Annotated in this window: 12 protein-coding genes; 6 read left to right on the top strand and 6 right to left on the bottom strand. The window is 68.2% G+C overall.

What is annotated here, in order from left to right:
• The coding region (locus tag ACLBX9_RS28305) for a helix-turn-helix domain-containing protein (RefSeq protein WP_447721228.1) at positions 1-381 on the top strand (381 nt) is incomplete at its 5' end.
• Positions 382-677: 296 nt separating this feature from the next.
• A complete protein-coding gene (locus ACLBX9_RS28300) occupies positions 678-3,128 on the top strand; it encodes a bifunctional diguanylate cyclase/phosphodiesterase (RefSeq protein ID WP_447721227.1) in 2,451 nt (816 codons plus the stop codon).
• Between the two features lie 386 nt (positions 3,129-3,514).
• Here the strand turns inward: ACLBX9_RS28300 and ACLBX9_RS28295 are convergent, their stop codons facing one another.
• Positions 3,515-4,549 carry a hypothetical protein gene (locus ACLBX9_RS28295; RefSeq protein WP_447721226.1) on the bottom strand — a complete coding sequence of 345 codons (1,035 nt, stop codon included), beginning with the start codon at positions 4,547-4,549 and terminating at the stop codon, positions 3,515-3,517.
• Between the two features lie 342 nt (positions 4,550-4,891).
• Here ACLBX9_RS28295 and ACLBX9_RS28290 point away from each other — a divergent pair, with 342 nt between their 5' ends.
• Positions 4,892-5,182, top strand: coding sequence for a PilZ domain-containing protein (locus ACLBX9_RS28290; protein ID WP_158168814.1), 291 nt, complete (start codon positions 4,892-4,894; stop codon positions 5,180-5,182).
• Between the two features lie 8 nt (positions 5,183-5,190).
• Here the strand turns inward: ACLBX9_RS28290 and ACLBX9_RS28285 are convergent, their stop codons facing one another.
• Complete coding sequence (locus ACLBX9_RS28285) at positions 5,191-5,370, bottom strand: hypothetical protein (RefSeq protein WP_447721225.1); 180 nt, start codon at positions 5,368-5,370, stop codon at positions 5,191-5,193.
• Positions 5,371-5,724: 354 nt separating this feature from the next.
• On the opposite strand from ACLBX9_RS28285, the gene ACLBX9_RS28280 reads away from it, so the two are divergent.
• Positions 5,725-6,669 (top strand): alginate O-acetyltransferase AlgX-related protein, encoded by a 945-nt coding sequence (locus tag ACLBX9_RS28280; protein WP_447721224.1) that lies wholly within the window; start codon positions 5,725-5,727, stop codon positions 6,667-6,669.
• 75 nt (positions 6,670-6,744) lie between these two features.
• The gene (locus ACLBX9_RS28275; RefSeq protein ID WP_447721223.1) at positions 6,745-6,996 is read left to right on the top strand and encodes a hypothetical protein; all 252 of its coding nucleotides are present in this window, start codon (positions 6,745-6,747) and stop codon (positions 6,994-6,996) included.
• 419 nt (positions 6,997-7,415) lie between these two features.
• Here the strand turns inward: ACLBX9_RS28275 and ACLBX9_RS28270 are convergent, their stop codons facing one another.
• Both ACLBX9_RS28270 and ACLBX9_RS28265 read right to left on the bottom strand, forming a co-directional pair.
• Positions 7,416-8,045 carry a peptidase inhibitor family I36 protein gene (locus tag ACLBX9_RS28270; RefSeq protein WP_447721222.1) on the bottom strand — a complete coding sequence of 210 codons (630 nt, stop codon included), beginning with the start codon at positions 8,043-8,045 and terminating at the stop codon, positions 7,416-7,418.
• 279 nt (positions 8,046-8,324) lie between these two features.
• A complete protein-coding gene (locus ACLBX9_RS28265; RefSeq protein WP_447721221.1) occupies positions 8,325-8,606 on the bottom strand; it encodes a hypothetical protein in 282 nt (93 codons plus the stop codon).
• A gap of 689 nt (positions 8,607-9,295) precedes the next feature.
• Between ACLBX9_RS28265 and ACLBX9_RS28260 the strand changes: the two genes are divergently transcribed.
• Complete coding sequence (locus ACLBX9_RS28260; RefSeq protein ID WP_010686505.1) at positions 9,296-9,523, top strand: hypothetical protein; 228 nt, start codon at positions 9,296-9,298, stop codon at positions 9,521-9,523.
• A 182-nt stretch (positions 9,524-9,705) separates the two neighbouring features.
• Here ACLBX9_RS28260 and ACLBX9_RS28255 read toward each other — a convergent pair whose 3' ends face one another.
• Positions 9,706-9,939, bottom strand: coding sequence for a hypothetical protein (locus ACLBX9_RS28255; protein ID WP_010686506.1), 234 nt, complete (start codon positions 9,937-9,939; stop codon positions 9,706-9,708).
• 94 nt (positions 9,940-10,033) lie between these two features.
• Positions 10,034-10,680: sugar transferase (locus ACLBX9_RS28250; protein ID WP_447721220.1), on the bottom strand; the 647-nt coding region annotated here is incomplete at its 5' end.

The following is a 10,680-nucleotide window of genomic DNA, read 5'->3' as shown; positions in this document are numbered from 1 at the left end:
AGCCCGAAGCTCACCACCGAGGCCGACCGCACGATCGGCGGCCTGGTCGCCGCGCTGCGCAAGGCTCAGGGTCTCAGCCAGTCCGCGCTGGGTCAGGCGCTGGGCGTCAGCTTCCAGCAGGTCCAGAAGTACGAGAAAGGCCGCAACCGGATCGGGGTCGGCCGGCTGCAGGCGATCGCCGACGTGCTCCACGTGCCGGTGGAGACGTTCTTCGTCGGGCAGGCGGGGTCGGACTCCGAGGAGACGGGGACGCGGACGTTCTTCGAGGACCCGCAGGTCATGGAACTCGTCATGGCGTTCACCAGCATCGCCGACGAGACGACCCGGGCCAGCGTCCTGTCCATCGTCAAGGCGGCCGCAACGCTTCGGGCCGGGCGTTGAGCCCTCCGGTCCGTCGCTGACCGAACCTGCTCGATCGCATCTGGCTTCAGCATCTGCCGTCGCCGATGGTTCACCGCTATGACAGGATTCCTCGGATCGTAGGTCCAAGCACGGGTGGTTTCGAGAGTGCCGCGCGGAGCAGTGCTCTCGGTGAGAAATAGAATGTCACGCGTGCCGCGCCGGCGCCATGAGACAGCGGCGGATCCTGCCCGCGCGAAACTCGCCAGCAACATGCAACTTCTAATTAGTATGATGGCGGTATCGTCCGGGCGTTTTGGCGCTCGGCGAGGCCCCCGATGTACCGCGCTCTTGCCTGTCTGACCGACGAGCACACCCTGTGGGTGCTGCCGCTGGCGGCCTGCGTCTGCTGGATCTCCTGCTGTGTTGCCCTCCAGCTCGAGCAGCGCGTCCGGTCAGGCGGCTCCTGGGCCACGGCATGGCTCCTCGCCGCCAGCTTCTCGGCCGGTGCAGGCATCTGGAGCACGCATTTCATCGGGATGCTCGGATACGATCCAGGGGTCGTCATCGGCTACGAGGCCGCGACGACGCTCCTCTCACTGATCGTAGCCTTCACGGCCGCTCTGGTGGCGTTCGCGCTGATGCGCGCCGCTCCGCACGGGGCGGCCTGGGCCGGGATCATCGCGGGCCTGCTCCTCGGCGGCGGCATCGCCTGCATGCACTTCCTGGGCATCGCCGGCGTGGTGCTGCCAGGACATTTCGCGTGGGATCCGGCGCTGGTCAGCGCGGCGCTGCTGTGCGGCTGCGGCCTGTCGGCAGCTGCCCTGGCGATCCACATCCGCCGAGCGGAGGCGCGTTCGCGGATCATCGCCGCCACCGTCCTGACGGGCGCCATCGCCAGCCTGCACTTCCTCGCCATGGCTGCGGCCCGCGCCGTTCCGGATCCCGCGGTGGTGACGCCGGACCTCGGCCTTGCACGCGGTGCGCTGGCGCTCGGCATCGCGATCCTGATGGCGGTGATTTTGGCCTTCGCCGCCCTCGCCCTCATGCTGGACCACCTGCGCACGATCAACGCCGCCCTGGCACGCCAAAGTACCATCCTGCGCGAGAAGACCCTGCTGCTGGACGCGACCCTGGACAACATGGACCAGGGCCTCATCATGGTGGACGCTCGAGGGGTCGTTCAGGTGTGCAACGAGCGCGCCCTGGCCCTCTTGGATCTGCCGCGCGCCATGATGCAGGACCGTCCGAGCTACAAGGCCGTCCTGCGCCACCAGCTCCGTCACCGTGAGCGCAATCGGACCGACCGATCGTTCCGAGACTGGATCGAGCGCGGCGGCGCTGAACAGGCGCATGTCCACGAGCGCCTGCGCCCGAACGGCATCGTGCTGGAGATCCGCACCGTCCCGCTGCCGGAGGGCGGCTTCGTCCGGACCTTCACCGACATCACGCAGCGCAAGAAGGCGGAGGCGGAGATCGCGCGGCTGGCGCGGCACGACATCCTCACCGGCTTGCCGAACCGCGGCCTGTTCCGCGAGCATCTCGACCGCCGGCTGTCCGAAATCGCCTCGAAGGGCGGGGCCGCCGCCGTGCTGTACATCGACCTCGACGGTTTCAAGGGTGTGAACGACACCCTCGGCCATCAGGTGGGCGACATATTGCTGTGTGCCGTGGCCGACCGGCTGCGCATCGCCGTCGGCGACGGCGTGGTGGCGCGGCTCGGCGGCGATGAGTTCGCCGTCCTCCTCGCCGGAGGACGACAGGAAGCCGCCGATGTTGCCGCGCAGCTCGTCGCGCTGTTCGAGGCGCCGATCCAGGTCGGCGAGATTCGCATCGGCGTCGGGTTGAGCGTCGGTATCGCCTTGGCGCCGGAGCACGGGACGAGTCCCGAATGTCTCTACCGGCGCGCCGACCTCGCGCTGTACCGCGCCAAGGCCGAGGGCCGCGGCACATACCGTGTCTTCGCGACCGACATGGACGAGGAGGCGGAAGAGCGCCATGCCCTCGAGAGCGATCTGCGGCAGGCTCTGGCGGACGGCTCGCTCGACCTGCACTACCAGCCGCAGGTGGATGGTGCGTCGGGCAAGCTGTTGGGTTTCGAGGCACTCGTCCGCTGGCTCCATCCGGTGCGCGGCCCGATCGCACCGACCGTGTTCGTATCCTTGGCGGAAGAGAGCGGGCTCATCGTCGCCCTCGGTGACTGGGTGCTGCGCGAAGCGTGCCGGGAGGCGGCATCCTGGGCTTCCGAATTGAAGGTCTCGGTGAACCTGTCACCGCGCCAGCTGCTGAAGCCCGATCTGCCCGAGACCGTGCTGGCGGTGCTGGCAGAGACCGGGCTGTCGCCCGACCGGCTCGAGCTCGAGGTCACGGAGAGCGTGATCATCAACGACATGTCGCGGGCCATCGGAATCCTGCGCCGCCTGAAGAGCTTCGGGATCCGCATCAGCATGGACGATTTCGGCACCGGCTACGCCTCGCTCGCGACGCTCCAGGCGTTCCCGTTCGACAAGATGAAGATCGATCGCTCGTTCATCGCGCAGCTCGAATCCGACCCGCAGGCCGCGGTGATCGTGCGGGCCGTGCTCAGCCTGGGGCGAAGCCTGCGGATGAGCGTCGTCGCCGAGGGCGTGGAGACCCCCGCGCAGCGCCGGTTCCTGGCGGATGAAGCCTGCGGCGAGATGCAGGGCTACCTCTTCGGCAAGCCCGGTCCGATCAGCGACTACGCGGCGATGCTCAGCGCTCCGAACCTGTGCGGCGGGCCGGCCGGTCCGGCGGCCAAGGTCGCCTGAGCGTCACCTGCCGCGTGATCGAAGGGGGTGGCGCGAGAGGCCCTGCCTCCGATCAGATCCCGACGGCGGGACATGCCGCGACGTTGGCCGTGGATCGGAGTGAGGCTAGGCCGAAGTGCTGTTCCGGCCCGCACCGCCAATCTCTCGGTGCGCCCTTCACCGCGTCCCGGCCCGGTCTCTACCGAAGGCGCGCGGCCCCGCCCCCCCGTCTGGTGCGAACTTCAGCAGCGATCGTACGGCTGACGGTGTGGCGCAGCTGCGCGAAAGCATCCTGCAGCTTCGGACACAGGATCGGCGCCAGACCGTCGGAGGTTCCGAGGAGGCGGCCCACCGAGGCCGCTCACGGGCGGGCAGAGGAACCCGGCCGGGCTAGCGGTACGCGCCGCTCACCAGTCGCTGAGCGGCGCGCGCTTCCACCGGTCGGTGGCGACGCAGCGATACTCGTAGGCCTCGTCCCAGGCATGGTCGCCGGCCACGCAGGGTTCGCGGCTGCTGCGGGGTGGCCGCGGCTGCGTCTCGCGCACGGACGCCGCTTCGACATCTCCGGCATCGCTCACCCGGAACACCGGACCACCGCCCGTCCCGTAGACCAGATCACGCCCGTCGAAACCGAGGCTGCGGGAGAAGCCTCCCTCCTTCGAGCCGTCGAGGCCGATCGCCTGTCCCGGCCCCAGCAGGATGGGCACGCCGGTGAAACGGGCCGCGGCGGCGTCGATCCCGATGCCGTAGACTCCTTCTCCTTGAAACGAGAGGCCTCGGTCGGTGATCGAGCCGGCGAGGTTGCCCATCAGGATGCCGTATCCGGTATGGGCGCCCGCGACGCCACCCGTGGAGATCTGCAGGCCGACCCGCTGGCGGTTGCGATCGGTCGTCGGCGACTGCGCGGAGACGTCGATCTCGGCACCGATGCAGGAGGCGACCGGATCCGCCTCGTCGGTCGTGTCCACGCAGTTGAAGTTGCCGGCCCAGGACGGCCCGACCGGTCCGATCCCGTTGGCTTCCTTGAAGCTCGTGCCGTTGACGGCGACGTTCTGCGCGCCGGTACTGGCGAGGGCGCGGTTGTGGAGCTCGCCCGTGATCGTCCACTCGTATCCCGCGTTGTGCGGGCCGGTGGAGCCGAGCGCCCAGATCGCCTTGTAGGTGTGCGTGGCTTCGCCCGATCCCTCCGGCACATGCCGGTCGACCCGCAGGGTCGCGGCCGGGTCGAAAACCTGTGGCCGGTTCCACAGGAAGACGTGGCCCCCGTCGAGTCCGGGCAGACCGGTGCCCTGGACATCGCGGGAGAAGTTTGGCGGCCATGGCGGTGTCGGCGCCGAGTCCGGCGGCCGCCCAGGAGCCTCCGCGGCCGCGGGAACCGCCAGGCCGGGCGCCAGCCCGAGCAGGAATAGCGGCAGAAGCGTCCGGCCTCGGCGGCTGCGCATGATCGTCTCCGGATGTCCTGCAGGAGCGCGAGCCCCCGCGCCGGCTCGGCAAGTACCGGCCCGCGGCAAGATAGGCCGGTCTTCGGGGCGGACGAGCGCGCCGCCCGGGCTGCAGGCATTCAGCGATCGCGGGCGGCGCTGGGCTTTCGATGCGCTTCGTAGGCCGCCGCCGATACCGGCCGGGACTCGCCGCGCGTTCCAGTTCGACGCTTCGGCGCCCTTGGACGATCGTCGCCAAGATAATAATTCGTCCCAATTACAGCATAAAATAAGTATTAGTAAATCTAGTAGAAATTGACTGGGATCCCGTCACGGTGGTCGGAAGGGGCAGGAACATCGGCCATGTCCCACAGCAGCAGGTCCATCGGCACCTTCGTCGAGCGACGCGCGTCCGAGCGGAAGCCGACCGCCCTGCTGGCTTTCGCGCAGCATGCGAACGGGTGGCGCTTTCCCTGCCAAGTGAAGAACATCTCCGATCGTGGCGCGATGCTGGAATTTCTCGGCACGCAGGCGGTGATGCTGGAGGACGCGTTCGACTTGGTCTTGGCCAATGCGGAGACGCGCTATTCGGTCAAGCTCATCTGGCGGAAGGAGCGAACGGCCGGTGTCGTGTTCTGTCCCGAGCCCGAGTGACGGACGGCTCAGACCGCGAGGGTCGCCATCAGCGTCAGTCCGACGGCAGGCAGTGCCAGAGCCAGGACCGCGAACGTGTCGAGGGGTGCGGGCCTGCCGGCGGCGAGCCATCGGTGCTCGGCAAATTTCTCCGCCGCGAAGCCGCCCACCACGAGGATGCAGCCGATGAAGGTCGAAAGCGCGGACATGTGCCCTCTCCGGTTCGCGACGCAGAAGCCCGGCGCCTGATCTGAACTACCCGGCGGACCGCGATATGGTTCTCCGGGATTTCAAGGACGCGACCGCAAAACGCCCTTCGGCGCGATCGGCGGGCGGGCTGGCGCTCGCAGGGGCCGATGGTGATGGCGCCTCTTCCGGCCAGGCCCCGCGTCGCTCCACCGATGAGCGCCATCCGTTTCCGTGCTGCACGACGCCTGACCACGCCGCCCGACGCACCCGCACATTGTCCGTCGGAGCTTGCAATCCCGTCGCGATCCGGTGAGGCCGTCGGCCGATCTCCGGCGCGCGACGCGTCGCCGAGTGGCGGGAGGCATGGACCCGGAATGACGAGCGGCAACGGCGTAGCGGTCGGGCAGGATGGCTGGCTTTACTGGGTCGGACGGGCCCGGGAGGTCGAAACCTTCTACGGCGACACCGTCACCTCCCGCCGGATCCTTCAGCGCTGGGCGCGCCTGATCGACGGGCGCGCGCGCCGGCTGGACCGGCTCGGGATCCGCCACGCGCACACCGTGGTTCCCGACAAGCTCGCGGTCTACCCGGACCTGCTCGGTCGTCCCTTCCCCGGTGTCGACGATCCGCCGGGGGTCCGGCTGGCGCGGCTGACGCAGACCCCGATGGTTGACCTGATGGCGCCGCTCCTGGCAGCCCGGGCGGAAGAGCACGTCTACCTGCGCACCGATACCCATTGGTCTTATCGCGGGTATCTCGTCGCCTACCGGGCTCTCTGCGAGGCCCTGGATGCCCCGGTTGCCGAGCATGTGTTCGCGGGCACACATGCGCGGGAGCGCTTCACCTTCGACCTCGGCGAGAAGCTCAGCCCGGCGGTCGCGGAGGACTACGTCGCCTACGACTTCCCAAGGCGTGCCGGACGGATCGACGCGAACGCCCTGGTGCATGTCCGTGAGAGCGGTCGAGCGGTCAGGCCCCGGGGGCTGTTCGTCGGGTCCCGGGTCGTGCTGCGCAACCCTCAGGCCGCCGATCCCCGCCGGTTGGTGCTGTTCGGCGACTCGTACATCTACAACCCGGGTGCGCGCCTCACCGCCATGCTGGCGGAGACGTTCGCCGAAGTGCACGCGATCTGGTCGGCGAATATCGATTGGGCCTATGTCGAGGCAGTGCACCCGGACGCGTTTCTCTTCGAGATCGCCGAGCGGTTCCTGCGCCAAGTCCCCACGGATCGGATCCGCATCGACGCTTTTGCGGCAGCGCGTGCGCGACGGGCCGTCACGCCGCCCCTGCGCGAGCGTCTCAAGCGCTGGCTTCGGTAGGTGGCGATCGCGCGCTTAAGACTTTGTTAACCACGGCGGCGTCCCCTGGTCTCGACAGCCTTTCAGGGTGAGCCCATGCCCGACCTCGATCTTCGCGCCGAATTCGCCAGGCTGTGCGCCGACGCGCCCGCGGGCGACGCGGGAGGGACGACCTACGAGGACACCCTCGGGCTCGCGGTTCAGCGCCTGGTCGGACGGACGCGGGATTCGCGAGCCGGAATCCCGACACGGCCGCTGCACCAGATCGGGGCGTCGTTCGCAGACTGCCCCTTCATGGTCTCGGTCATGACACTCCCTCTCGAGAGGATGGCGCAGGGCTTCCGCTGACAGGCAGCCCGTGGCCCGGCGGGACGACTGCAGCCGCCTATCATGCGGGTCGGTCTGCACGATCCGCCAGGGTCGCTTCCGGCGTCGCGTGAGCAACCGCGTCGATCAGCCGTCGAGGCTCCTCTCGCACCGCCGCACGCAGGGGACACCCGGCCCCACCGCTCCCGGAAGGCGGCTGACCGTTTTCGTCAGGGCGCGGCGAGGCGGCACTGTGGCTCGATGCTACGGCTCGCCCTTCCGATCGTGACGCCCGCAGTGTGGCCCTAACGGCGGCAGCGGAGGCATCGACCGGGAACGGTATCCTGCGGGGATCGTAGAAGAGCCGAGGCGACTGGTCCGTCTTCAGGAATCACCCGGCGGCGCGGACCGCTTAAGTGCCTCCGGCGTACCGCTTGTTCGCGCAGCCCCGCGCCCGTCGCTCAGCCGGAACGGCGGTTGCAGCGAACATAGGCCGAGGTCCCCCAGGCACTCGACCATGTCAGGCGGTCGCCATCCACCATCAGCCGAACCTGGGAGGACCAGCGCTTGTCGCGGTCACTGCAATCGGCCGCCATCGTCCATCCGCTGCCGGCGCGGTGCGTCTCGCGGAAGCTGCAGACGGTGTCGCCTGCTTTGGCGCGGTCGGGGGTGATCGTCGCCTGGATGTAACCATGACGCCGCGAGGGTAGGCCGCAGGCCTCCGCTGTCGGGCCCCAAGTTCCGACATAATCGGCCGCGAGGGCCGGCCGAATCGGAGCCGCCGGCACCGCGGCCTGCGCCATCACGGCCTGTGAGCTTGGTGGTGTCGCCGCGGCCGGGGTCGCAGGCACGGCCGGTTCGGGAGCCGCGACCGCGATCATGTGGCGCGGCAGATCCTCGGTCTGGTCGATCAGCGGTTCACCGACCATCGGGGTCGCCGTCTTCCGGAACGGCATATCCTCGGTCAGGTAAGCCGCACAATAGGCGAAGAGGCCGATCCACCCGACGGCAAGCAGAAGTGGCGGAGCGAGCGCGCGTCGGCTTTCGACCTGAGGATCGACGACCGGATCGGCCAAGGCTCCCGCCGCCATCTCGTCCTCCCCGATCGTCCCGCCGCGCCCCTGCTGTTGGCAGCGCGGGCGCCACATCACGAATTGATGCAATCCGCTACTCAACGTTGCTGTGTTGAGCCACCGATTACCGTCTCGCAAATGGTTAACACCGAGTTAACAGGCGGTGCTTCCGTCAATCGGCGGAGGCGAATGCCACGGCATCAGATCGGGAAGTGAGGAAAATCCAGTGTCAGGGAACGAGCAAGGCCCCGCCACGACGCGCGTGACGGGGCCTTACTGAAGCGGGTTTCTAAGTAATCAGTATCCGCGGCCGTAATAGCCGGGTCCGCCGCGGTCGAAAGCACCGGCGGCTGCAGCCCCCGCCGCCGCCCCGGCGATCCCGAGCCCCACCGCAGCGCCTGTCGACAGGCCACGGTGCCGGCGGTAGCCGAAATCGCGGCGGGCACCGTAGGCTCGATCGTAGTCACGGGCGTAACCACGATGGTGACCGCCGTAGCCGTAGCCCTGCGCCTGAGCGCCGGTTGCACCGATTGCCCCGAGGGAGAGCGTGACGGCGGAGATGAGAGCGAGTTTACGCATCGGAGTCTCCTTCGTTGCTGCGTTGCCAAGCCAACACGAGGCGCTCCGATCTGTTCCGATCTTTCCGGTGGTCCGGGGGAGCCGCCACGGCGCCCAGTGCGCAGCAGTGGAGGTCACGCATCTCCGTCCACCGGGGTCAGCGGGCCGGCCCGTGAGACGAGCGAAGCGACATCACGGCACGGCGCGTTCCGACCTCATCCCGCTCGGCGCCACTTCTTCAGCGAGCCTGAAACCGACCTTGCCCAGGCATCGAGGGGAGAACGTCGCGGCTTGTCATCGCCGCGACAGCGCGGCCATCACAGGCTTGTGACGGCATCGAACGGCACTCGGAGCATCCGGACCTCGGACATCCCGGCACGTTACGCCGGATCCGTCCGACCCCGGCGTCGGGAAGCCTCGCTGACCAGCGCCGTACCGCTGCATTCCGCCGCCCCCGTCGCATGGGTCGACGATGCATTGACCGAGGCTGCGGCCTGCAACAGCCGGGGACGCACCAGTATAGGTATACAAACCTGACCGCGCCGCAGAGGGTGCAGTATAGCCACAACTGATGCCAACAAATCGCTCGGCTTACCTAAGGAAATGTAAACCAATGGGTGCATTACTGGCGGGTGCCCCACATGCACAGCGAGGAGGAAAAATCTGCCATGCGCCCGTTCCAATATTGAATAAACGCACAGAATTCGGATATGGATTGGTTGATCGTTGTAGCTGCCGCCTATGTCGTTGGCGGCGTGGTGTTCTGGCGCTTGTGCCGCATGGCGCCCGTCATGCCTGAGGATTTCGCCGAGGATCACCTCACGGCGCTAAAGCCGGTCCATCAACCGGATCAGAGCCCATATCAGAAAGCCGATCCACGAGATCACGACGATCAGGACGCCGCACATGATGGCCATCGTGCCCAGGCGCGCGAATAACCTTCGTGTCGAAGTCGACCGCCGCGACCTCAGGATTTCCGGTCGGTCACCACGGTTTTGAGACACGTTCATGGCCTCAATCCACCGGCACAGGTGGAGGAGCGACCAGCGCTCCCGAATCGCGCGAGGGCCGGCAAAGGCGGAACGATCGGTTGACGCAGGGTGGAGTCGACAATCGCGCCCTACGTTTCGCCGCGCATGGGCCGCAGCAGCGCCCCGAGCAGGAATCCCAGCTGACCGCACACCATCAGCGCCACGGCGCGCCGGAGGAAGCCTGCGTTCAGAGCAAGATTATAGGCATAGACGCCATAGGCGAGTTCGGCGGCGACGACTGGCAGCAGCACCAGGAGCCACCACACCGAGCCGAACCGCCCCAGACCCAGCCCGAGCAGCGCATTCAGCAGCAGACCCTTCATCGCAACTCGTCCTTCACTTGGGTCGAGCTTGAGATCGGTCTCGGTTCGGATCTAAGGCCACCGGGTTGGTTGCCGTACGGATCAACAGCAGAATTCACTTACTTCCGCGTTGGGCGAGGACGGCCGGGATGGTGCGCAGCATGATGACGAGGTCGCGGCGCAGGCTCCAGCGGGTGGCGTAGTCGAGATCCAGCGCGACGCGCTCGGCGTAGGTCGTGTCGGAGCGGCCCGAGACTTGCCACAGCCCGGTCACGCCCGGCGGCACGGCGAAGCAGGTGGCGAACGCCCGGCCGTAGCGGGCCACCTCCGCGGGAACGATCGGCCGCGGGCCGACCAGGCTCATCTCGCCGCGCAGCACGTTCCAGAGCTGGGGCAGCTCGTCCAGCGAGGTCTTACGCAGCACCTGGCCGATCGCGGTCACGCGCGGATCGTCGGTGAGCTTGTGGGTCTCCGCCCACTCGGTGCGCGCCCGCGGGTTGGCGGACAGGTGGGCCGCCAGCACCGCCTCGCCGTTGGTGACCATCGAGCGGAACTTCAGGCAGCCGAAGCGGCGCCCGTCCCGGCCCAGGCGCATGTGGCGGTAGATCGGCGGCTTGCGGTCGCCGGCCCAGACCATCAGGGCGATCAGCAGGAGGAGCGGCAGCAGGAGGAACAGGGCCGTGGCCGCCACGCTCACGTCGAGGCTGCGCTTGGTCGCCCAGTCCAGGCGCAGCCCCCGCGCCACGAACGGCGTCTCCGGCA

Source organism: Methylobacterium sp. A49B (genome assembly GCF_053346215.1).
This window is presented reverse-complemented; position numbering and strand designations above follow the sequence as displayed.

What these genes read in the sequence shown, in the direction of transcription:
- ACLBX9_RS28260 (WP_010686505.1), top strand. Translation starts at nt 9,296, where the DNA reads ATGGATTGGTTGATCGTTGTAGCTGCCGCCTATGTCGTTGGCGGCGTG.
- ACLBX9_RS28265 (WP_447721221.1), bottom strand. Translation starts at nt 8,606, where the DNA reads ATGCGTAAACTCGCTCTCATCTCCGCCGTCACGCTCTCCCTCGGGGCA.
- ACLBX9_RS28290 (WP_158168814.1), top strand. Translation starts at nt 4,892, where the DNA reads ATGTCCCACAGCAGCAGGTCCATCGGCACCTTCGTCGAGCGACGCGCG.
- ACLBX9_RS28280 (WP_447721224.1), top strand. Translation starts at nt 5,725, where the DNA reads ATGACGAGCGGCAACGGCGTAGCGGTCGGGCAGGATGGCTGGCTTTAC.
- ACLBX9_RS28255 (WP_010686506.1), bottom strand. Translation starts at nt 9,939, where the DNA reads ATGAAGGGTCTGCTGCTGAATGCGCTGCTCGGGCTGGGTCTGGGGCGG.
- ACLBX9_RS28285 (WP_447721225.1), bottom strand. Translation starts at nt 5,370, where the DNA reads ATGTCCGCGCTTTCGACCTTCATCGGCTGCATCCTCGTGGTGGGCGGC.
- ACLBX9_RS28300 (WP_447721227.1), top strand. Translation starts at nt 678, where the DNA reads ATGTACCGCGCTCTTGCCTGTCTGACCGACGAGCACACCCTGTGGGTG.
- ACLBX9_RS28270 (WP_447721222.1), bottom strand. Translation starts at nt 8,045, where the DNA reads ATGGCGGCGGGAGCCTTGGCCGATCCGGTCGTCGATCCTCAGGTCGAA.
- ACLBX9_RS28295 (WP_447721226.1), bottom strand. Translation starts at nt 4,549, where the DNA reads ATGCGCAGCCGCCGAGGCCGGACGCTTCTGCCGCTATTCCTGCTCGGG.
- ACLBX9_RS28275 (WP_447721223.1), top strand. Translation starts at nt 6,745, where the DNA reads ATGCCCGACCTCGATCTTCGCGCCGAATTCGCCAGGCTGTGCGCCGAC.